The organism is Alicyclobacillus cycloheptanicus, assembly GCF_028751525.1.
In the GTDB taxonomy this organism is placed as follows: domain Bacteria; phylum Bacillota; class Bacilli; order Alicyclobacillales; family Alicyclobacillaceae; genus Alicyclobacillus_L; species Alicyclobacillus_L cycloheptanicus.
Genome location: NZ_CP067097.1, coordinates 3,097,561 through 3,118,262, shown reverse-complemented (window position 1 = coordinate 3,118,262; position 20,702 = coordinate 3,097,561). Strand labels below are relative to the sequence as shown.

Annotated in this window: 30 protein-coding genes; 15 read left to right on the top strand and 15 right to left on the bottom strand. The window is 51.7% G+C overall.

Features of this window, described 5'->3' with window-relative positions; genetic code table 11:
- Nucleotides 1-100: 100 nt before the first annotated feature.
- Nucleotides 101-550: a hypothetical protein gene (locus JI721_RS14495; RefSeq protein ID WP_274455569.1), complete on the bottom strand. Its 450-nt coding sequence runs from the start codon at nucleotides 548-550 to the stop codon at nucleotides 101-103.
- A gap of 206 nt (nucleotides 551-756) precedes the next feature.
- On the opposite strand from JI721_RS14495, the gene JI721_RS14490 reads away from it, so the two are divergent.
- From JI721_RS14490 to JI721_RS14480, 3 genes are all read left to right on the top strand, one after another.
- Nucleotides 757-1,095 carry a cupin domain-containing protein gene (locus tag JI721_RS14490; protein ID WP_274455568.1) on the top strand — a complete coding sequence of 113 codons (339 nt, stop codon included), beginning with the start codon at nucleotides 757-759 and terminating at the stop codon, nucleotides 1,093-1,095.
- A 44-nt stretch (nucleotides 1,096-1,139) separates the two neighbouring features.
- Nucleotides 1,140-1,367: a hypothetical protein gene (locus tag JI721_RS14485; RefSeq protein WP_274455567.1), complete on the top strand. Its 228-nt coding sequence runs from the start codon at nucleotides 1,140-1,142 to the stop codon at nucleotides 1,365-1,367.
- A gap of 78 nt (nucleotides 1,368-1,445) precedes the next feature.
- Entirely contained in the window at nucleotides 1,446-1,694 is a 249-nt protein-coding gene (locus JI721_RS14480) for a hypothetical protein (protein ID WP_274455566.1), read from the top strand.
- 31 nt (nucleotides 1,695-1,725) lie between these two features.
- Here the strand turns inward: JI721_RS14480 and JI721_RS14475 are convergent, their stop codons facing one another.
- From JI721_RS14475 to JI721_RS14460, 4 genes are all read right to left on the bottom strand, one after another.
- A complete protein-coding gene (locus JI721_RS14475; RefSeq protein ID WP_274455565.1) occupies nucleotides 1,726-2,160 on the bottom strand; it encodes a hypothetical protein in 435 nt (144 codons plus the stop codon).
- A 157-nt stretch (nucleotides 2,161-2,317) separates the two neighbouring features.
- A complete protein-coding gene (locus JI721_RS14470) occupies nucleotides 2,318-3,394 on the bottom strand; it encodes an Mrp/NBP35 family ATP-binding protein (protein ID WP_274455564.1) in 1,077 nt (358 codons plus the stop codon).
- A gap of 69 nt (nucleotides 3,395-3,463) precedes the next feature.
- A complete protein-coding gene (locus tag JI721_RS14465; protein ID WP_274455563.1) occupies nucleotides 3,464-4,306 on the bottom strand; it encodes a hemerythrin domain-containing protein in 843 nt (280 codons plus the stop codon).
- A 241-nt stretch (nucleotides 4,307-4,547) separates the two neighbouring features.
- Nucleotides 4,548-5,713 (bottom strand): IS3 family transposase gene (locus tag JI721_RS14460; protein ID WP_274455562.1). Its coding sequence is split into 2 segments (ribosomal slippage): nucleotides 4,548-5,470 and nucleotides 5,470-5,713, totalling 1,167 coding nucleotides; the frame shifts between segments, so codons are not numbered across the junction.
- Nucleotides 5,714-6,003: 290 nt separating this feature from the next.
- Here JI721_RS14460 and JI721_RS14455 point away from each other — a divergent pair.
- From JI721_RS14455 to JI721_RS14445, 3 genes are all read left to right on the top strand, one after another.
- Nucleotides 6,004-6,855, top strand: a complete 852-nt coding sequence (locus JI721_RS14455; RefSeq protein WP_274455561.1) for a class I SAM-dependent methyltransferase — start codon at nucleotides 6,004-6,006, stop codon at nucleotides 6,853-6,855.
- A gap of 14 nt (nucleotides 6,856-6,869) precedes the next feature.
- Nucleotides 6,870-7,175, top strand: coding sequence for a hypothetical protein (locus JI721_RS14450; protein ID WP_274455560.1), 306 nt, complete (start codon nucleotides 6,870-6,872; stop codon nucleotides 7,173-7,175).
- A 78-nt stretch (nucleotides 7,176-7,253) separates the two neighbouring features.
- Nucleotides 7,254-7,562 (top strand): Rieske (2Fe-2S) protein, encoded by a 309-nt coding sequence (locus JI721_RS14445; protein WP_274455559.1) that lies wholly within the window; start codon nucleotides 7,254-7,256, stop codon nucleotides 7,560-7,562.
- A 120-nt stretch (nucleotides 7,563-7,682) separates the two neighbouring features.
- On the opposite strand, the gene JI721_RS14440 is transcribed toward JI721_RS14445, so the two are convergent.
- From JI721_RS14440 to JI721_RS14405, 8 genes are all read right to left on the bottom strand, one after another.
- On the bottom strand, nucleotides 7,683-8,375 hold the full coding sequence (locus JI721_RS14440; protein ID WP_274455558.1) for an aspartate/glutamate racemase family protein: 693 nt from the start codon (nucleotides 8,373-8,375) through the stop codon (nucleotides 7,683-7,685).
- Between the two features lie 63 nt (nucleotides 8,376-8,438).
- Nucleotides 8,439-8,576, bottom strand: coding sequence for a hypothetical protein (locus tag JI721_RS14435; RefSeq protein WP_274455557.1), 138 nt, complete (start codon nucleotides 8,574-8,576; stop codon nucleotides 8,439-8,441).
- A gap of 60 nt (nucleotides 8,577-8,636) precedes the next feature.
- Nucleotides 8,637-9,932: an ABC1 kinase family protein gene (locus JI721_RS14430; protein WP_274455556.1), complete on the bottom strand. Its 1,296-nt coding sequence runs from the start codon at nucleotides 9,930-9,932 to the stop codon at nucleotides 8,637-8,639.
- Nucleotides 9,933-9,971: 39 nt separating this feature from the next.
- Entirely contained in the window at nucleotides 9,972-10,793 is an 822-nt protein-coding gene (locus JI721_RS14425; RefSeq protein WP_274455555.1) for a hemerythrin domain-containing protein, read from the bottom strand.
- Nucleotides 10,794-10,858: 65 nt separating this feature from the next.
- Entirely contained in the window at nucleotides 10,859-11,152 is a 294-nt protein-coding gene (locus tag JI721_RS14420; RefSeq protein WP_274457886.1) for a metal-sulfur cluster assembly factor, read from the bottom strand.
- Nucleotide 11,153: 1 nt separating this feature from the next.
- Nucleotides 11,154-12,473, bottom strand: coding sequence for a hypothetical protein (locus JI721_RS14415; RefSeq protein WP_274455554.1), 1,320 nt, complete (start codon nucleotides 12,471-12,473; stop codon nucleotides 11,154-11,156).
- A gap of 108 nt (nucleotides 12,474-12,581) precedes the next feature.
- On the bottom strand, nucleotides 12,582-13,052 hold the full coding sequence (locus tag JI721_RS14410; protein ID WP_274455553.1) for a DUF2249 domain-containing protein: 471 nt from the start codon (nucleotides 13,050-13,052) through the stop codon (nucleotides 12,582-12,584).
- Between the two features lie 17 nt (nucleotides 13,053-13,069).
- A complete protein-coding gene (locus JI721_RS14405) occupies nucleotides 13,070-13,336 on the bottom strand; it encodes a DUF2249 domain-containing protein (protein ID WP_274455552.1) in 267 nt (88 codons plus the stop codon).
- A gap of 520 nt (nucleotides 13,337-13,856) precedes the next feature.
- On the opposite strand from JI721_RS14405, the gene JI721_RS14400 reads away from it, so the two are divergent.
- Genes JI721_RS14400 through JI721_RS14390 form a run of 3 tightly spaced genes read left to right on the top strand, consistent with a single transcriptional unit; the run spans nucleotide 13,857 to nucleotide 14,826 of the window.
- Nucleotides 13,857-14,096 carry a DUF2249 domain-containing protein gene (locus JI721_RS14400; RefSeq protein WP_274455551.1) on the top strand — a complete coding sequence of 80 codons (240 nt, stop codon included), beginning with the start codon at nucleotides 13,857-13,859 and terminating at the stop codon, nucleotides 14,094-14,096.
- Nucleotides 14,097-14,119: 23 nt separating this feature from the next.
- Nucleotides 14,120-14,458: a hypothetical protein gene (locus tag JI721_RS14395; protein WP_274455550.1), complete on the top strand. Its 339-nt coding sequence runs from the start codon at nucleotides 14,120-14,122 to the stop codon at nucleotides 14,456-14,458.
- 29 nt (nucleotides 14,459-14,487) lie between these two features.
- Complete coding sequence (locus JI721_RS14390; RefSeq protein ID WP_274455549.1) at nucleotides 14,488-14,826, top strand: hypothetical protein; 339 nt, start codon at nucleotides 14,488-14,490, stop codon at nucleotides 14,824-14,826.
- Nucleotides 14,827-14,948: 122 nt separating this feature from the next.
- Here the strand turns inward: JI721_RS14390 and JI721_RS17350 are convergent, their stop codons facing one another.
- Together JI721_RS17350 and JI721_RS14385 are read right to left on the bottom strand one after the other, a co-directional pair.
- A complete protein-coding gene (locus JI721_RS17350; RefSeq protein WP_407654116.1) occupies nucleotides 14,949-15,374 on the bottom strand; it encodes a sulfocyanin-like copper-binding protein in 426 nt (141 codons plus the stop codon).
- Between the two features lie 245 nt (nucleotides 15,375-15,619).
- A complete protein-coding gene (locus JI721_RS14385; protein WP_274455548.1) occupies nucleotides 15,620-16,609 on the bottom strand; it encodes a multicopper oxidase domain-containing protein in 990 nt (329 codons plus the stop codon).
- A gap of 238 nt (nucleotides 16,610-16,847) precedes the next feature.
- Here JI721_RS14385 and JI721_RS14380 point away from each other — a divergent pair, with 238 nt between their 5' ends.
- The 6 genes from JI721_RS14380 to JI721_RS14355 all read left to right on the top strand — a co-directional run bounded on the left by JI721_RS14380 (nucleotide 16,848) and on the right by JI721_RS14355 (nucleotide 20,677).
- Nucleotides 16,848-17,816, top strand: coding sequence for a 4-hydroxy-3-methylbut-2-enyl diphosphate reductase (locus JI721_RS14380; protein ID WP_274455547.1), 969 nt, complete (start codon nucleotides 16,848-16,850; stop codon nucleotides 17,814-17,816).
- A complete protein-coding gene (locus JI721_RS14375) occupies nucleotides 17,803-18,273 on the top strand; it encodes a hypothetical protein (protein WP_274455546.1) in 471 nt (156 codons plus the stop codon). The genes JI721_RS14380 and JI721_RS14375 overlap by 14 nt, the downstream gene beginning before the upstream one ends.
- A 28-nt stretch (nucleotides 18,274-18,301) precedes the next feature.
- On the top strand, nucleotides 18,302-18,562 hold the full coding sequence (locus JI721_RS14370; RefSeq protein ID WP_274455545.1) for an amino acid decarboxylase: 261 nt from the start codon (nucleotides 18,302-18,304) through the stop codon (nucleotides 18,560-18,562).
- Complete coding sequence (locus JI721_RS14365) at nucleotides 18,535-18,972, top strand: hypothetical protein (protein WP_274455544.1); 438 nt, start codon at nucleotides 18,535-18,537, stop codon at nucleotides 18,970-18,972. Before JI721_RS14370 ends, JI721_RS14365 begins: the two co-directional genes overlap by 28 nt.
- 73 nt (nucleotides 18,973-19,045) lie before the next feature.
- Complete coding sequence (locus JI721_RS14360) at nucleotides 19,046-20,329, top strand: hypothetical protein (RefSeq protein WP_274455543.1); 1,284 nt, start codon at nucleotides 19,046-19,048, stop codon at nucleotides 20,327-20,329.
- Between the two features lie 90 nt (nucleotides 20,330-20,419).
- On the top strand, nucleotides 20,420-20,677 hold the full coding sequence (locus JI721_RS14355; protein ID WP_274455542.1) for a CGCGG family putative rSAM-modified RiPP protein: 258 nt from the start codon (nucleotides 20,420-20,422) through the stop codon (nucleotides 20,675-20,677).
- The last annotated feature ends 25 nt before the right edge of the window (nucleotides 20,678-20,702 follow it).

Sequence of the window (20,702 nt, the reverse complement as noted above, 5' to 3'; positions counted from 1 at the left end):
AGTTTGGACCGTTGGACGACAATTGGCAGAGTTGCCGACGACGGACGACACTATCGACGTGATGATGTCAGGGCCGGAATTGCGCTGCGAGTCCGTACTGTTACCACCACTCCCCCGCTGGCATCGCACCCACGCAAAACGCTTGTCCTTCGCGATCCAGGCATCCAAAAAGTGATTCCGGCAGGTTGCTCGCCCAAATCACCAATTGCAGAACTCGTGGCGAGAAGCAGTGCATTCTGTGTAAAAGGTGCATCACCTGCCGTGCAAGTTGTACGCCTGAAATGCATCTGCCATCAATATAAAAGCACGCACGGTTCTCCGCCCCCTGCTCAACATGAATGCCAGGCTTGATAATTTGCAGAACAAGACGATTCGGCTGATCCATGAACGTAACAAGACTCAACCCTGGATGGATTTCATTCAACGGCTGGTTGAGCATATCTGGCCGGCCGTGAACTTCCAATACTTCATCCGAACCAAGAGAAGTGATGGCATTATTCAGCAACCATGCGCGTGCACGCTTGCCATATATGCTCTTTCGCAAATCCATCTACAACAACTTCCGAATCATCACCCACTCACCCCTGTCTCTGTTCACCATCATCGTACGCAAACCTCCACATGCCTATTGTGCTATGGATCACATCAGGCGTGATCTGACGCACACCACCGTGTATCGAGGTGAGGTATCGTAAGGCCAAGGATAGAAGGTTAATCGATACGTGCGAATTCCAACACGGAAGGGATGACGTTTAAGTGGCTAAACTTGTGAAGACGGCTGATTTAGCATGGGAGCCAACCAACGTTGAAGGGATTGCAGGGAAAAGCCTCATTCAGTTTGCAGAAGGCACAGCCAAACTCATTCGCTTGGAACCGGGCGCACGCTATCCAAATCATCAACATCCAAAGCGAACAGAATACGCGTACGTCCTATCCGGCAACGCGATTCTCACAGTTGGAGACGAGGAATTAGAGGCGACTGTAGGAGACTTCCTCATGTTTCCCACGGATACCCCACATGCTCTCGCAAACCGGTCTGATGGTGATGCGGTCTTGTTTGTCGGGGCCGTTTACCACTCAGACACCGACCACTAATCATCCTGTTTCACAAGGTAAGTCATGCACGTGGAGGGATCGCGATGAAAGTTGTTACCGTTTCTAAAAGCCTTTTCAACCCGATTCCTTTGCCTGGTATGGGTCGAAGTATCGAGGTAAATGGTGTTACTGAACGCGACATCGCGGAGATCCGAGACGCATTTTCACAAAGTGAATTGTTCGTGGAATTTGCCGAAAAACCTGGTGATAAGCTGCACGTCAAGCAGTTGTGGGCAAATCCGCATTCGCCGCAGATTACGCTGTTTGTATAGGTCGAATCCCTCAATTTTCTTTCGACTTGGATACTGAGAGCCATCGTTTTGCCTAAGAATCAAAGGAGGTTTAGATGGATGCGCGTTCGTGAACACTTCCTGCTCGGCACGGAGACAGCGACGATTTCCGTCACAGCCAAAGTCGATTGCAATCGCGAATTTCTCTTCCAGCACGCGGTGGAAAGTATTTTAGCAAGATATCGGGAAGAGTTTGGCCGGGAGGCTTACCTGGCATTTATCCAACAGCTTTCAGAAAAAGCCCCGAGCAACGTCGAATGGCGGTTGCGGCCAGAGGATTCCTGCTGGAATCAGGTAAAATCAGACTAAACCCAAGCAGGAGAATCTGGACTGCGCTACGTCACTCCTGATTCTTGCACACCTTCGGATTCCCAGGCAGCCTGCTTCCGAAGATGGGTTGATCTAGGTCGTCCTGATAGTTGAAGTGAATGTCTACAATAGATTTGACATTGAGGCATGCATTCTCACTATCGCGGACGAACAGCCGCACCCCACTCGTTTCATTCTCGGCTGAGGCATCAGGAAAACGAAATGTGGCGCTATCTGCCGACCTCCATGTAATGCGGGCGTAAAACCCATCTGTACCGCACACTTCAAAGGATGTGGGCACCGTCGTCCCTCCGATGAAGGCCTCATACAATTCATATGCAGAATACTCTCGGGTGCCGATTTGGTGATTTTCCCCGAACAGCGAATCCAAGGTGGATAGCATCTGCGCCAAGCTCAGTTCCCGTCCATCATCCTGGCCAGCGCGTAATCGAATCTGCTGATCCATGTCGTTCATCCTCTTTTCCACGACTATGAGACAATGGTACAATAACGGGAGGCATAGGACTTCTGTCAATGCTCCCTGCGCCTCCCCGTACTTGCCTTCAATCGCGATTTAACAGATTCCCGAGCAGAGCAAAGCAAACTTCAATCCGTCACCACCCTCAGATTGTTGCGGGAACTCCCAACTTAGCCGCTTTGACCACTTGCTGCGCCAATGTGTGATAAGCCTGCGCTTGTGGGCTCCCGTCGGTAAAGAGAGCGGATGCGTCCTTAGACATATCTGCGATAGGGATTTGCTGCAATACCTCCGTCTGCAGTTCCCGTGCCACACGGTCTCCCCCACCGCGACCAAAGAGATATGTTTTTTCGCCGCAGTTGGCACAAGTGTAATAAGACATATTTTCAACCACGCCGATAATCTGATGGTTGGTCCGTAGTCCCATGAGTCCGGAACGAACTGCGACATCAGCCGCACCTGGCTGCGGCGTTGTAACGATGATCTCCTTGCTTTTTGGCAGCAACTGATGCACGTCAAGCGCAATGTCCCCTGTCCCAGGCGGTAAATCAAGCAGCATCACATCAAGATCTCCCCAGTAAACTTCGCCAAAGAAATTGCGCAGCATCTTCCCGAGCATTGGTCCGCGCCATACGACAGGGTTATTCTCAGGTACAAAATAGTGCATGGAAATGATGCGCAGATTCCCAATTTCGATGGGCATGATCAGGTCGTCGATCACGGTAGGTTTCTGATACTTCAATCCGAAAATTCCTGGTATGCTGAACCCGTAGATGTCTGCATCGATGATACCGACCCGGAGCCCCATTTGGCTTAGCGCACGCCCGAGATTCGCGGTGACGGTCGACTTCCCAACACCGCCTTTTCCGGACGCAATCGCGATGAATTCCACACCTTTAGCAGGATCGAGAATTGTAGGAGTGCCCTGATTGGCTGGCTTCCCGCGAACGGCTTCGGCAAACCGGGCTCGTTCTTCATCCGTCATATGTCCAATCTGGACGTCGACTGTCTTCACACCCGAAAGCGACAACAGCTTCTCTCGGACGGCGTTTTCAATCGTCGTATGAAGCGGGCATCCCCGAATCGTCAACAGCACTTCCACCCGCACATGGCTGTCGCTGATTTCGATGGACTTCACCATCTCAAGTTCCACTATACTTCGGTGTACTTCCGGATCTTCAACGTCACGAAGTGCCTCCAATACTTGCTCTTTCGTTACCAATTCGGTCCCCCTCCATTCGTACTACAACGCTTGTTCGTTCTGATTGAAAACATCGTTACTTCTGTTGCCTTACTGCGCCACAGAAGACTTAAATGCCTTGAGCTCAATTGCGATCACAGACTTTTCTTCTGCGGTCATGAGCCTGCTTGCCATCGGGAACAAGTGGCTGTCTTCCTTGCCAAGGTGGTTGAGGAGTGCCCTCGACAGCTCTGCAACCTTCTCCGAAAGCAAGGACTGCGCGTGCTCATCTCCGGTCTGTTCCCAGGCGGTCATGAGTTCTTCTGCTTCCGCATGTAAGCGCCGGATGTGGGCGTGTTCTTCAATCAACCGCGCCACCGGACCGACATCCATTCCTCCGACGTGCGCAGCCATCCGTGGGAACAATACCTTCTCCTCGGCCACAAAGTGACTGTCGAGTTCTCCTTTGATTGCCCAAAGCGCAGTACGGATCGTCTCCTGGTCTGGGGTATGTACCACAGACTCCAACGTCTTGCACACTTCCATGTGATCTTCCACCAGCGCCCGCAGTTCCGGCGCAATCTGTTCAATCAACTCCGGGTGTCGATAAACACTCTCGTGTTCGAGCGGCCGATTGGCCACTGACACCGGTGCTTCCACTTGCTTAACGTCCGGTGTCAGAACGAGCAACACAGTGCTTTTTTCGACGGCCTCGATGGCATGTTCTACGGCAGGATCCACCGTCAACATCTCGGATGCTTCCAGAACTTCTGTTTTATCATCGACGGTAAACAAGACACGACCAGTCAGTACGACGACCGTCAGTGCCAACGGAGCGCGGTGCTTGGTGAGTCCCTGCCCCGGCTTGAATGAGAGTTGGACAAATTTACTTTCTCCGCGTTGCAGGATGCTCTGAACCGGTTTGTCTCGAAATTTCAACGAGAATTTCTCCATGTTTGTAACCTCCATCACTTGAACGTGTGAAATCTTGAAGTGACAACACTGGTATCGAAGTAACGTCATCTCTCGGCCTGATTTTCACATACATCATCGTGCCAAGGTGTGCGCTGCATCACGCACTGTGTAATTTGGACAATGAATGGTTTTTCTAGAACTGGTATTAAGTCAATAAAGTGGACACCCCAGAACAGAGAAATTGTAAGTTTTAATATTCTGATATGATGCCTGTTATTGCTCAGCTTGCTGCATCTTTTAAGGATTGGTAATATCTTCTTTCGAATTCAACCGGCGTTAGGTAACCCAGCGATGAGTGAACTCGCTCCCGGTTGTACCAGACCTCGATGTATTCGAAGATGCGCTTCATTGCCTGCTCTCTCGTCTTGAACTTCTCCAGATAGACGAGCTCTCGCTTGATAATACTGTGAAACGACTCGATACATGCATTATCAAAACAATTCCCCTTGCGGCTCATGCTGCCTACCATCCCGTATTCTCGCAGCTTTTCCTGGTAGTCATGAGAGGCGTATTGGCTCCCACGATCCGAATGATGCAGCACAGGTCCTGTCGGCCTCTGGCGTTCGTAGGCCTGCTCCAGCGCCCCGATGCACAGTTCCTTCGTCATCCTTGCACCCGCACGCCAACCTGCAATCTTACGGCAGCACAGATCCTCGACACTGGCCAAGTACAGCCAACCCTCGTCCGTTGGAATGTAGGTGATGTCTGACATGTACACCTGGTTGGGCCGTTCGGCTACGAACGCTTGGTTCAACACATTCTCCTGCACAGGGTAATTGTGGTTCGAGTATGTGGTTGCCTTGTACTTGCGGACTGTACGGCTTCTAAGCCCATTCTCCCGCATGATTTTGGCCACGGTCTTCTGTGCCACCCGCTCGCCCTCTTGGCGCAGGATCTGCGTGACTTTAGGGCTGCCATAGAGACGACGGGATTTCACGAATATCTGATGAATCCGCTTCGTGATTCGTTTGCGACGCTTGGACCGCTCGCTCTCAGGGCGTCCACACCACGCATAATACCCGCTCCGAGATACACCCAATATTTTGCACATCTTCTCAACCGGAAATTTGGAGCGGTGTCTGTGGATGAATTGGTACCTTACTTCCGGTCGTTGGTGAAGATGCGCATCGCTTTTTTTAAGATTGCATTCTCCTCTCGCAGTTCACGGTTTTCCCGCTCAAGATCCCGTAAGGCCTTCACTTCCGGCTTGAGGTTCCCGCTACCAACGAACGGGGTAGCAGGATCCTCCTTGTACTTCGCCATCCAGCCATACAGTGTCTTTTGTGAGACGCCAAGTTCCCGAGCGACCTGGCTCGCTGGCTTCCCACTCTCCATAGCCAATTGAACTGCATGAAGTTTGAATTCCTTGTCGTACTTCTGTGTCATGTAGCTCACCCCGAATCGCCTTATTCTTACATTCTCGATTCGTTGTGTCCACTATTTCAGCCTAACACCAAACTTCGGCTTATCACAAACGGCAGTTCCTTCGGTAGTGATGCAGCGCACACACGACTTCAATCGGGCTCTGTATTGTTGGGATAGAGCAGTACAACATCTGCGGAGGGAGTACAACTTCTCCTACCGACTCATGCTCATTCACGCGTATAAGGGCCAGTGGATTGTGATCCAACCGGAGCATGCCCCGCAACGTCAAAATTGGCAGGAGGTTATACGACATGCGTATTCCCAACTTTAAGTCGGAAGAAGGAAGCGTCCTGTATAAGAACACGGTCGGACGGGTGATTTCCCCGCGCGTTGCGGATGTCATGCTATCGCACGCCATTTCTCATTTGACATCCTCAACAATTCGCCGCGTCCTTGACCTGGGCTGCGGCCCAGGAACGCTTTGTGTACCAATCGCAGCCCAGTACCCACGATTGTTGGTTACAGCTGTGGATTCGTCCGACTCAATGGTCGTCCTCGGCAAGGAGGAAGCCGTAAGAAGAGGTCTTAACAACATTGAATTTCGGGTCATGAACGCCGGGCATATCGACCTCGAACCTGAATCGTTCGATTTAGTTCTGTGCAATCTTGCGTTCCCGTTCTTTCCACGGCCATTTGACAGCATGTGTGAAGTATTTGGCGTCGTCCGCCCCGGTGGCACGGTCATGTTTACAGTGCCCGGCAGACATACATGGGAGGAATTTTTTGAAGTCGTTCGCAACGTTCTAGGTGATGTGATTACGATGGCAAAACCTTTTCTCAGTAAATTCACCCAGGCTGAAGTGTTACCGGATGCCATGACTGCCGCTGGCTTTGAAAAGCTGGAAGAAGTACGCACTCGATTGCCCTTTCACTTCGCAAATGGCAAAGCGGTTCTCGATTTTTTTGGCGAGCTGTTCCATTTGCTCGATTATGCACCTGGTGAAGTAAGGTCGGAACTCACGGAAGCGATCGATCGTGGTTATCCAGAGGGATTTACCATGCGCTATGAGGCTGTGCTCTTGTCAGCTCGTCGCCCCGGATTGCGACAATCCCCTGGCGAGGTCCGATCGCTGAATGATTCCGAGCATGTGCAAGCGAATTGAGGAGGCGGTCACCCATGAACACGTGCACCCCGCCAGGTCTAACAGGGGTTCGATTCAAACTGAGATGGACCGAGGACGAGCACCAGCGTACGCTTCAATTCCTCAATGACTATTTCGAACGAACGGTGGACTGGTCTCACTCTGTTGATGACCTGGGGCTCATCTATCGAACGGGCTGGCCGTACGCCCGTCTTGTCGTCACGGGAGATTTCTATTTCGAGTCTGGTTGGCGGATGGACCACTTTGCATTGAGTTGCAATGGTAAGACCGCGTTGGTTGTCAATGACGATGACCACTTGTCCTATCATATGCTCGAATGATGCTCACCTGAAGCGTGTCTGATCAGATATAAGCTTAATCGGGAAATCCCGCACATTCTATGTACTGGAGGTACTCTTATGGCATGGCATCAAGTGTGCAAGGACTCCGATGTTCCACTCGGAGACATGAAAAATTATTCAATCGAAGACGTAGATATAGACGTCTACCACCTGGAGGACGGATGGTACGCAACTTCCGATATGTGTACGCATCAGGATTGCTCCCTTTCCGAGGGGGAAATTGAGGGATCCGAGATTGTCTGTCGGTGCCACGGAGGCGCATTCGACATCAGAACAGGGGTAGCCACTCGAATGCCGTGTGCCATCCCCGTGGAGACCTTCGCGGTGCGGGTTCGGGACGGTTTTGTCGAAGTGGAACTCGACTAATTATTTATCCGCGAAAAAAGGCGTTCGTACAGGTACTATGCCATTTTTCGGGAGATAAGAAGGCATCCGGGTAGTTCATCCGGAGACCCCGCACCGCCGCCCGCTGACCTACTGTCCGCACTAATCGCTCAAGGCCGTTTCCAAAGTGGCCCTCACGAGCAACGCTTCGGAGTCCAACAGCGGAACGGGGCTATTCTTTGAGTTTAACAGCATAGGTAATTCCGTACATGCAAGAATTGCAGCTTCTGCTCCCCGCGATTTCAACGCATTCACAATTTCAATCAGATTACGTTCCGACTCTCTTGTACGAACGCCAAGAAACAATTCAGATTCGAGGATATTTTGTACGATTTGTTGCTCTGCCGCATCGGGAACGATGCAGCGAACCCCATACTTTTTCAGGCGTGCAGGATAGAATTTTGCCTTCATTGTGGGGATGGTGCCGAGCAACGCCACACAGGTGTACCCGTGTGACTGTGCTTCAAAGGCAACTCCGTCTGCAATATGTAACAACGGGAGCGACGTTTGCGCCTTCACGTCGTCAAATACCACATGAGGCATGTTTGCCGCAATCACTCCAAAATCAGCCCCCGCTTTTTCAAGGGACAAAACTGCTTGCACGATCCCAGTGGCAAATCGATCCCACTCTTGTTGAAGGGACCAGTCCCAGAACTTCTTGAACGACACACTGTGTATGATGATTTCCGGATATCCAGTATCACCAAATCTGTCAACATAGGTACGTATCAATTGGCGATAAAACTCTACTGTAGATTCAGCGCTTAATCCTCCAACAATTCCAATCCGCTTCATGTGAAAACCACCCCTTCATGCGATGGAATCGATTCGGACTAACTCCGCGCGGTGATTTGCAACCTAGCGGACCACCACGATAATCCCCAGTACCAGTTCGGCGACCCCTACCAGCGTCACCAGCCCAATGATCAGTCTTGACAATGGACCGGGGACTATTTTTGCGCCGTTCCGATGAAACAACGGTCCGTATTTTTCCAACGTGAACGCCTCCTCTGCCTCCAATGTAGCTCTCTACACTCGATGATGCTGTACGTGGTGTCACACTCGGGCGTTAGAAGCATCCATTCGGTTCAGCAGTGCAGGTAGCGCGTGTTCAGACAACACTCCGGGCCAATCGGTCTCGTCCGGCGTCAGAATGGTCAACGCCGTCTTCAGCATCCCCAGGCAGCGAACCAACAACATATATTTGGCTTCTACCCGGAAACCCCGTAGCCTGAGTAATTCGCGAAGTACGGCGCCATTGAATTGCTGAACGGCCGACCGAATACTATTGACCAATTCACCCGTATCCGATTCTGGCAGCAGGAAACCAAGGTCTTGCAAGATGCTCGCAACGCCATTGAAGTCTCGGAAAAACAGACGCTGCATCAGGTTTCGGAATGCGTTTCGTTCTTCAGCACTGTATTCGGCAACCATGCCAAAGTCGAGTAGTGCCAGTTTCCCGTCAGAGAGCACAGCCAGGTTTCCTGGATGCGGATCTAGATGAACGAAGCCCGTCACCAGAAGCTGCTTTAAGTACGCATCTAACAATGCATCCCGAACAGCGTACCGATTGATATGCTCCGACTCGAGCTGCGCTGCATCGCGGATGTTGGCCCCTTCCACAAAGTCCATCACCAACACACGCGTCGTCGTATAGGCACTGAATACTTGTGGGATCGTGATCCGCGAATCACTCCCCAGCGTCCCCCGCATGCGTTCCATATGTTCCGCCTCTGCACACATATTTAGCTCGCGCTCGAGCGTGGTCGCAAACGTTCGGTGCAATGCCACGAAATCCAAACGACTGCGCAGCGCCGGGATTCGTTTGGCCAGGTGTGCAACATGATGGAGTGTAGATAAATCGACAGCAACAAGGTGTTCAATCCCCGGTCGCAGTACCTTGATGGCAACAACCTGTCCGTTCATCAACTCTGCACGGTGAACCTGCGCGATCGAACCGGATGCGATTGGTATCGGATCAATTTGACGGAAAACCCTCTCGATCGGTTGCTCGCACGCTTCAGAAATGGTATTGCGTACATCGGAGAAGGGTGCAGGGGGAATGTTGTCTTGAAGCTGGCGGAGCTCAGTTGTAAATGACTGTGGAAATAGTTCCTCTCGGAGACCGAGAAATTGACCCGCCTTGACAATTGCACCGCACAGGCGGTTCGCTGTTTCCCTGATGTCGCGCCCGGCAGAGGCATAAAGCCCCTCGATCGCTGCTTTGTCGCCTCCACGCGATTGCAATCTCTGGATCTGTTTGTATGCCCGATACAACCAGATTGCCAGCCGAATAATCTGCAATCTTCTGCGCATAGCACCGACAACCACGCCTGGTGTTGTGAGTGGCATGATGAAAGCCCCTTTCGATTACCACTGATGCGCCTTCTGTCATACCGATGTCATCATGTCAGCCTTGGACGTCCACCGGTCAAGAAAAGTTGCCTTTTCCTCTGCACTGAGTAACCTCCCAGCCATCGGCAGCAGGTGATAATCTTCTTTGTCCAGGTGGTCAGACAGCAGACGCGTCAATTTGTCTACCTCGTCAAACAATGTTTGCACCTGTCCGGTATCAGAGGTTAGTTTTCCGTATAACCCCAAACAGCGTTCGTATTGGTCGCGAATTGCTTTGTGTTCCAAATGCAGTCTGGAGATTGGCCCGACATCCTCTCCACCCAAGTACGGTGCGAGCAACGGAAAGAGAAACTTATCCTCGGCAACCATGCAGTGCGACACAAACCGAGAGACGGCTTTCATGACTTCTTCAAGCCGCGTGGTATCGTAAGGTTGAATGTCACCGAATTCGGCCAGCACCCGTTCGTGTTCGTCTGCGATCACACGCAATTCAGTGACAATCTGTTCCTTCCAATCGTCAGACGCTAAGGCTGGTTTTTCTCCGTGGTTATAAGAAAGTCCGCCCATCCTGTCTCGCGGGATTAAAATCAACAGCACAACACTGTCTTCCAGCGCCGCGATTGCATGTTCCTCAGCGGGTTCGAGAATGACACCATCGAACCCGTGCAGCAGTTCCTCTCGTTCCGCTGATTGTATACGAATCACTCCGGAAAGCACGACCATTGAAGCCGATTCGTGTATCCGACGCTTTGCAATACACGTATCCTTCTTCAAACAGAGCTGCAATATCTTTGAATCGCCACTGATATGCACGTTACGAAGCGCATCCTGCGAGAAGTGAAAAGACTCCCTTTTCAACCGTCCGTACTCCCCCAAAAATTTGATTGCAACCGCCCATGTGAAAGGGCTATTCCCATGTTGAATTACCGGAACCCCAACTGTTCCTGTGCCTCGGGACTCATCATATCGGGGGACCAAGGCGGATCCCACACAACATCTACATAGACCATGCCCACACCGAACGCCTGCGCCGCTGCCCATTCGACGTTTTGACTGATCATGTCATGGGCTGGACAACCTGGTGTCGTCATCGTCATCTCAATATGAAGCGTACCCTCTTCCGGCTCCTCCATCTTGTAAATGAGGCCGAGATCCACCACGTTTACCCCGATTTCCGGATCGTACACTTCCTTCAGCTTTTCGCGAACTTCCTCCATGTCAATCACGTTCCTGCAACTCCTTTCCCAACTTGGCAGGTTCCATCACCTTGAGAATCTGCACACAGAACACAAGGATTGCGATGGCAATCAACACACTGCTACCGATTACTCCTGGTTTCCACGACGCAGCGGCAGATGCGGTGAGTGCAATCAATCCCACTGCAAACCCGATGAGTACCGGCCACGACTGGTTCAAATCAATGAGATCGGAAATCAGCACCGGCTTGCCGCCCGCGTTGGACTTCGATTTGCTGTAGCGCTTTGTCCAGACAAGAAACGGGACGATTTTGTAGGCAAAACCCATCACAGTCAGCGTCACAACCCCAAGCAGATAGAACATCACGACGCCCTGCCAACCGGCCTCGCCCATCGGCCACAACACGCGTACGAGCAACAGACATAAGCCCAGAATCCCTGCCACGGCTGCGACGACGACACCTCGGATCGGCGGCTCGATCTTCTTTCGCATCCGTTTGCGTACGATCCCGCGAATATCGAGAATCTGACTGACGAATGCCGCGATCCCGATGATCGCACCCGCCCAGAACAATGCCTGGAGGTGAGTCCAAATGCCTGAAAGCACGACCCACAACGCCGCGTGGGCCAGTCCCATCGTCCACTTTTGCCGCCACGTCTGAAAGCCGTGAGACAGGGTGAACATAGGCAGCAGCTTGAAGCTAAACCCCATGACGAGAAACGTGAAAAATCCACCCACGGCGAACAGGATATGCGTGGCAATCAACTCTCCCATCACGTTGTTAAGAGCCGAGACAGCGCCAGAGTCAGCCAAAACCAGGAGCACGGCGATGCTGACTGCGAGAATGAGATATGCATGCGCCGACACCACAAACCCGAACATAGGACCTCGGACGGCCGTCTTCATCAAGGAGACAATCAGTACAACCGCGTACAGGTAGATGGACAGCACGATCAAAAATCCAAACACCAAAAACCCGGTTGACCACCACAAACTCATCGAAACAAACAGTCCGACCAGTCCAACAAGATATACCCAGAAGTTCCAGCGTGCGGCGGGTACACTGGCGATTGGAATCAAAAACGCCACCGTGGTCAACTGATATACGGCTCCCATCACGAAAGACAGGAGCGCCCCGAGTGTCAAAGCGTGCGTAAGCGCCACCACATTCGGTGCGCCAGGGATACCCTGCGCCAGTGCCGAGGATTGAATCCCGAAGTCAATCGCAAACAGGCCAAAGCACACGATACCGAGCAACATATACCGGATTGGAACCGCGAACGGCGGCGACTGACTGGTGATGACGCCCCCGCCCGGCATTGCGCCTCCCGGACCTTGCATATTGCTCACCTTCTTTCATTCTGCAGAGCAGGAAATCGTTCACGTCTCAATCGGTTAATTAGAGTCCGTATGACGCACGAATTCCATCAGGAACCATAGAGAGACACTTTACCGTGGCCGGCGAATTTTTACTCGCACGGTTCCACTCCCTTCATCACTAACATCAAACGTGTAGTTCCGCTCTTCTAACTCCGGCAACAAGAGCGCAGGTACGCGCACATTCCAGATTTCCACGCCGAGCTCCCCAGATTGGCAAGCTTCATGTCCATCAAGAAACTCGAGTGTACGGACCATTGGTGCCGGCGGATCCAGCTCACGGTTATCCAGGTGGAAATACGGAATGTCCGTTTCCTCTTTATAAAACTGCACGATGAAGTGTTCTGGGCCTTCCTCGACCACCGCGCTCGAAAAGCCTTGTTTGCCAAGCACTCGGATCAGTGGATCCGGTTTGAACGTGGCATGCAGTTCGAACACGTCCTCTTCCTCCAGTTCACCTACCGTCACCATGATCTTTTGGAAGGGCTCTTCCTTCTTTTTAAGCATTTCCCGAACGTCCAGCACCACTATCTTTCCTGCCATATCAAGCCCCTCCCGAATTATCGATTCGTTGTGCGATCCGCTGGCGGTACGACGGTTTTCTGAATTTCGACCTGCCACCGTTCCGGTCCCGCCTCCAGATAGGTCCATTCAAACTGCTGGCTGTATTCTGCATCCAGTTGGTAGTAAAGCGGTTTTGGATCGTGATCATTGACCAGCAACATCTTTGAACCAGGGCTTAATGCTCCCCAAACAGCGAAAATCGTTTGATGTTTGACCCGAGAAGCAAACTGACGAACGTCGATGATCGCCGCAAAGTCGTCCACGCCTTGCACTCCTTCCTGAATAAAAGCAACACGTGCCACTCATCGAACAAGCGATTCCGGTCAAGAATGACCCTATGCGGTCAGCCTAGCAGGCACAAAAACGACTGGATGTGCTTTGGGTCACACCTCAGTATGCCTCCGCACCCGGTTGAAATGAATTTTGGCCTCCGACTAGCTCATCAAATGTCTTTTCGAAACACGTAGCCAAGAAAAAACAGGATGCCAATCACCAAAACGATCAAAAAGGAACCCCAGAAAATGAGTGGGCCTAACGGCATGGTTCTCTCCTCCCAACGACGATTGAAATCTTTACTAACGGTAAGGCTAAATCAAATTTCTTCAGCCGCGTGTGACGTATATCACGTTGCGCCAACTGAGGAGAGTTAGGCCCACCAAGTCCACCATGTGGTACTGTGTAGAGTCCGCACCCATCGTGTGATTTGCATCACGATCCCGAGTCGTTTGGTGACGTAGACTCCGTAGTGTAAAACTCAACTTTGTTTCCAGGAGGGAACTATCCGTGAGCGAATTTGCAGCGACAGTCAATGCGACGGAATATCCGCCGCACCAAAAGCACAAAGTGATTTTCCAAACTTTCGATGGCCTCAAGCCGGGAGAAGCAATGCTCCTGGTCAATGATCACGATCCGCAACCGCTTCGTTATCAGTTTGAATTGGAGCGTCCAGGGATTTTCTCATGGGAATACATTGAACGCGGCCCGGAAACATTCCGTATTCGCATCGGTCGGATTGACGCATGACGGCCCGCGTGGAGTGGCTCCCCGTGGGCCACGTCCCACACGGCTATCGCCGCGTATTCGCGGTTTATGAAGACCAGACATTGCGGCATGTGGTCAATCTGGCCCACATGCCGTATGAATGGGTATTCCGAGTGAAGGAATTGGCCGGAGAAGCGGGCGTCGAGGACCCATCTCTGTGGTGGGGGCTCTCTGTGATTACCTCGCTTGTTTCGAATGGGACGTTGCTCGGTGCCGAGAATCCGGACACGGCGGATGACGGATACATTCAGATTCGGCCACAAGCGCCCACGAAGGACGACCTGATCCCTTTGTCCATATACCAGGCAGCCTTGCGGGAGGGTGCTTTTGTTTTCTCCCACTGAACGAAACATGTACGAAAGGGGGAAGTGTTGTGGCAAAAATTGACGTCATTGATGACAAAACCATTCGGATATCCGTCGAACTTGCCGACGCGGTGAAGATGGTCGATGAGGCCGCGAGCGACATCCCGGCTTATGCGTCGGACATCGTGACCATCTACGAAAAAATGCCGGCGTTTAACTATACCAGCTTCTGCTTTTACGCATACGACAGCGCCAAGCTGTTTGAATTCATGCTCGGCATGGATCCGAGAAACTACAATTCGTTTTCACTCGATGCACCAGACGCGTTCTTCTATACGCTGTATGGCGGAATGGCTGCGCTGTATGATGCCGCAAAGGCAGAAGTACAGAAAACGCAGTCCGAGTAGTACCCTATCGTACATCCACCACTACCCCGTCAAAAATGTGGATCCAATTTGTCCCTTCCGATTGAGGGCTATCTAAGCCATGAAGGTCCAAATTGAATCCATTCATTTTATAAGCTCGTGTACTATTTTGTTGAAACCGAAATGCTAGTCGACGTGTCGGAAACGACTAATGTGTCCCACATGCCCAGTGCAGCATGGCCTGGGATCCCACATACAATGGCGTACTTCCCTGGTTTGGTTGCGGTAAAGATGAATGTTTGAGTCTGGCCATTTAGCGTACCACTTTCAGCGTTGGGGGTAGCTGCCCCTTTGAAAGCGACGTCTGTGGGAGTAAAGCTGGAATTTGTGCGATCGCTGAATGGCACAACCATGACACTGTGAACCGTCATCGAACTATCGTTTGAAAACTTGACTTGAACTGTCCACCCCTTCGGAACCGTGACGGTCATAGCCCCGTTGCTGTAGCCGTCAAAGTTCATCCCGCCGTCGTTATCGTTGTAATTTGCCTCAAGGTCTATGATGCCAGACTTTTGCGAAGGATTTGACATTATCCACTGTTGCGCCGGCACGTTTACACTATTGTCCGAGTTTGCATCCGAGTTTGATGAACTCCCCAATGAGCCGCACCCCGTAACAGTGGGCAGTAAAAGTATAGATAGTACAGGAATCCAATGCCTTAGACGCATGAAAAGATCCCCTTCTTTAACTGAAATCGTGTTTTACAAAATGGTGAACATTTGACTTCAACCGATGGATCCCTCAGCCTGACACTCGTCAGTCCATCTCATATGAACTAGCCTGTTACATTGAACTCCCCCATTGCCCCCTTCTCCATCTGACTCATGGAATGTGAGACAAAGGCATATGTGCCGGGCGCATTAAACTCCAAATGAATGAGTGCCCCATCGCCAGGTGCTACTGTGTATGTCTGCACATCGTATAAATGATTGTTTGGATTCCCTGACGCCTGCACGTCTCGTAGAATTGTTCCAACCACATGAAATGCGGAAAAGTCATTCGGCCCCGCATTGACGAATGCAACCGTGAGTGGCTGACCTACCTTTGCCTCAAGGGGATGATCTACATATCGATTTGCTTCCCCATTGAATACGACGTAGTTTGGTGGATCATTCAAGACCGCATTTAGGTCCATCGCCTGATAAAACTCACTCTGCACAATTGTATAGGTTGGTGGCTGCTGCCCTTTGGGCGTTACAATTATGGCCCCATACATCCCCTCTGCAATATGCAGCGCCATCGGTTCAGTCTCGCAATGGTACATAAATACACCCGGAATGGACGCGTCAAATGTGATCGTTTTCGACTTGCCTGGGGCCACCTCCGTGAAATCCTGATTAGGCGCCACCTGCGCCGCATGAAGGTCAATCGAGTGTGGCATATTTGGGTCGAGGTTATGCAATGTTAACGTCACGTGGTCACCCTGTTGCAAATACAAAACGGGTCCGGGTACAGTACCGTCAAACGTCCACGCGGGGAATTGTACCCCTGGGGCGATCGTGACCATAGTCTCCTCCGTATACATGTTAATCGTCACGTTGTTACCATGCCGTACGATTGTCATCGGCTTGGGCTTTTGGTTCAAAGTACCCATCGACGATGACGAGCGCGTCTCGTTTCCACTCATATCTTGACCATTCGCCAACGCAGCGGAATGGACCTGATTTTGTGGGGTATTGCACCCTGCAGCCAGCACCAATAAGGATACCGCTGCAACCCCTAAGATTCCGGCCTTGGACATTCGGCGAAGAGACTTACGAAACATGGCCCTTTCCTCCTTTTCACGGACATCTTAACCTCGACAAGACAATCCCCTTGTGACATACATCACGCAACGAGGTCAAAATTTATCTGAGGGCCCCACTCGCGAAATATACGAACTTAATTTACCGGGATGTTTGGGATGACAAGACGATTTCCCTGTGATCTTCCACACACCACACATAGCGAAACTCTGGCATGCTGGAGATCGTTAGAGGGTGAGTAGAGGGAGGTGAATTTTGGTGCACGTGATTCGAATTACGCCACGCGGGTATTGTCACGGTGTCGTCGGCGCCATGAATATTGTGCAGTCCGCAGTGAATGACCCGACGTTACCCAGGCCCATCTATATCGTCGGAATGATCGTCCACAACCGCCACGTGGTGGATGCCTTCAACAGTGAAGGGGTGATTACGCTCGACGGAGGAAGTCGAATGGCTCTCCTGGATCAAGCGAGTGGCGGCACGGTAATCTTCACCGCGCACGGTGTTGCTCCAGACGTTCGTCGACGGGCTGCCGAACGCGGTCTCTACGTGCTTGATGCGACATGTCCCGATGTCACGCGGACTCATGATTTAATCCGGGATCGTGTCGCAGCAGGATACGACATTATCTACATTGGCCGTAAAGGGCATCCTGAACCGGAAGGCGCGGTCGGAATCGCGCCAAGCCGTGTGCATCTAGTTGAAGCCGAAGCAGATCTTCGAACCCTCACATTGACGAACGACCGGATTGCGGTCACGAACCAAACGACACTCAGTCAGTGGGACACAGCGGCGCTCATCGAGAAGATAAAAGCTCGCTACCCGACGGCAGAGGTCTACAATGAAATCTGCATGGCAACGCAGCTTCGGCAACAAGCCGTAGCAGAGCTTGCCGGAGAGGCAGATTTGTGCATCGTCGTTGGTGATACGCGGAGTAACAACTCCAATCGTTTGGTTCAAGTATCAGAAGAAATCGCAGGAACACCGACAAAACTCGTGTCTGACGTCAGTCAAATAGACATCAAATGGCTGTTTGGGAAGCACACAGTGGCAGTTACTTCGGGTGCGTCTACACCGAGCGCGATAACGCGATCCGTGATCGATTACCTGGAACAGTTTGACGAAAGTGACGCAACCACCTGGGGACGTAAAGCCACCGTCGCGGATGCCCTGATTCTTCCTAAGCCGCGCATTGCCGTTCGAGGTGTCACCAATGTGGTTTCCTGAGACTGAATCAATCCAACACGTTGCCGTTCGCTGGTGGCAGACAGGAACCGGTCCAGGATTCAAAGTTACTTCTCGCGGCAGGGCAACCAATACGATTGGCACATGGATGCAAAAACCTGGATTGCACGTGCTTACGTTTTATCCGGCAGGTGCAGCATCTGAACAACACAGTGGCAAGTTCGTCCTCAAAATCGATAGCCATGCGTTAACTCTAGACGTTAAGGGACGTACAAGATGGACACATACGTTCTTTGAGGGCCAAATACAGGCCTCCACCATGCATGAGGGTGGAAAAGTCATTCCACTCGTCACAGAATGCAAGGATCTGGACGCGTACGTTGATGCTGACGTCGGTGACGTTTATCTGCAACTGGTGCTGATGGATGGTGATGACAAGTACCCTATCACCTTCAATGTACAATTCGGTCGGGTTGATAAATTGAAGGAGCGAAATTGAAAAAAGTAAAATACGAGGAGACGATGACATGGAACTTATGGAATTGTTAAAGGTTGAGCGCGACGATGTGCGCCTGACGATTGATGCCCGCGACGCGATCCGAAAAGGATTCCATCCAAGGCACGAAATCCTGAAGCTGGTCGATGAGGCGCAGAGCGGTACACTGTGCGAAATACATGTACCACACCGGACTGGGCCACTTATCGCAGCCCTCGAAGGCATGGGACTGAATGTGGCGGTATCGGAAGTCGAACCCGGACATTGGCGGTTGCGCGTGATAAAGATATGAGCATGGAGCCGAAGCCTTGTGCAGACATCAGTGAGGCTATCCGCAAGGCGAATGCTTTGATTAAGCATGCCAAGCAGGTAGGGTACGATATCTTAGGAGCAGACGTTGGCCCACACTTGAATCCAGGCGATGTATACGACGCCTATGAGGCGATTGAACTGACGCCGGTGGCGTCTCATACGCTTGAGCCACACCTATGTGGACCGTTCGCAGCAGTTTTTCTTCACCAAAATCCAGAAGCGGATCCGACCGCATGGCGCGATTATGTTACGGAAACGTATGATAACCGCTATGTCACTGGTTTTTATCATGGATTTCGGCTTGTTGTGCCGGACCCACAAGACGAAAGTGAGGTACACTACATTCGTGGCGTATACGACGGTGTTATGGCACACGCGGCAGTGTTTTAAGCCGATTTGTAACGTGCCAGGTCTCACTCACTTTCTGTCTTGTTGCTGATGCTGGCAAGGAGCTCGATGGAACGTGTCGAATGAAACGTCTACAAAGAAACGGCTTTCCGCGACGGTTTATTATTTGCTCGTCGGCCTGGTCCTCGGTTGGCCAGGCCTATTGGCATCTGGCGTGTTGTTGCCAACCTGGCAGTTGGGAGGAGCATCGTCGCCCCTGTCCCTCGCCGCCATCCACCTGTTGGTACTCGGTTCCATGTTGACCATCGCGTTTGGCGTGCTCTATCAGATCGTTCCGATCGCGTTCCAGGCGCCACCCATTCCCCGCCACGTGCTCTACTGGCATCTTCCCATCCATGTTGGATCGGTTGTCATCATGGTCGTCGGATTCATGACATCACAATTCACCGTCGTCGGTATTGGGGGATCGCTGCTCCTTTGCAGCGCAGTCGCTTACTTCCTACTGGTTAGCCGCAGTTACTTTCACGCGCGGAACAAAACAACCGTTCACAAAGGGTTGTCTGTACCGCTGTCCGCGTTGTGGCTGGTCATTCTGGTCGGGCTTTTTCAAGCCTTCTTCCCGGCGCGCGTTAGCCAATCGGTCATTTTAACGCACATGCTGCTCGGAGGATTTGCGTTTTGGGGCGGGCTTGTTTTCGTGTTCTCCTATAAGTTGGTGCCCATGTTCGTGATCAGTCACGGTTACAAGGTAGCTTTGGCCCGGAACGTCACCCTGTACTTCGTTGCCGTCGCGTTGTTGCTGATTTCCAACTGGTGCCCGACGGGGGCTGTTCAGCGCTTAGTTCTGTTCATCGGCAGTATCCTCCTGCTCATCAGCCTGGTGCTGTACGTATGGGATATGATCGCGATCATTAGAGCACGTAAAAAGAAAAGGATTGTATTGCCACTATATGACGCGTTTCTCGCCATGACGTTTCTCGTGGCAGGTGAAACTGGCGCTATCCTGTCCACCCTCTTTCGAATGCCATTCCTACTGTATCCAGCCATTTACCTGTTTGCATTCGGCGGTCTCATAGCGCTCATGTTCTCTTACATGCAAAAAATCGTGCCGTTTCTCTGGTTCGAATATCGCTTCAGCAAGCGACCGGAGCGAAAGACCGCCCCACTCATCGATGACATGGTGCCAAAACGGACGGCACAAATTGGGATTATCTTCTACTTTGTCGGAGTTTTGATGGGTGTGGTGACGATGATGGTCACGGGCGGGCCAGCTACCACTCAACATCTGCTCGCACTGATCAGCGCATTCTGCATGACCGCGGGTAGTATTCTGCTATTCTTCTCCTTGCGTTACGTACTGACAATCGGCGGACCGAGACCGGCGGATGATGCCGTTTGAATTTACATCCAGTGTGTTCTTTATCACAGCTGAGGGTTTGTCGCTGCCTTATGATCGACATTAAGGTATATTGGTATGGGGGGATTTTCCATGGGGAACTGGTCAGTAAACCTTGAAACGGAACAATACGTGGAAAATCGGGAACTCATTTTGAAGGACTCCATTGAGGCGATCCTGGACACAAAGCCAGGGTACTTTGTGAACTTGGCCGTTTCCGAGAACCATGGCAATCCTGACGATTACCTGGTTCCGGCGCTCCAACAGCACTTTGGCGACCAGATTCAGATCCGATTTATCGATCAGTGCGGTTGCGGTGGATATGTCTATCGGGTGACGCGAAATTCGTAAATGAGGGCAGCCGAAGATAATAGGA